A 271-nucleotide genomic window follows, 5' to 3' on the forward strand; every position below is an offset into this window, starting at 1 on the left:
CATGCCGCCAATTATACATTTGGACTAGATGAGTATGTGATAATTCCCCATAACTACATCTACTAAACGGTATATTCAACTTATTCATATCGTCACTAAGCCAAACTTTCCATAGCTCCAATAACTGTCCTTCTTTAATATTCGCTTTAAGGTACTCTAGTAATTGATTCGCCCTTTTTATCGAGTAAATAAAATCTATTTGATAAATGAATGAGTGATTCGTAAATCCACAATCACCAAATGTTGTTTCTTTTGTAATAACTAACTCGTC

General features: G+C 32.8%; 1 pseudogene. It reads right to left on the reverse strand.

Annotation, left to right across the window (positions count from 1 at the left end):
• A pseudogene (locus CN601_RS27255) lies at window positions 1–271 on the reverse strand (magnesium transporter); the annotation flags it as partial.

It is taken from the genome of Bacillus sp. AFS017336 (assembly GCF_002555445.1).
Lineage (GTDB): Bacteria > Bacillota > Bacilli > Bacillales > Bacillaceae_G > Gottfriedia.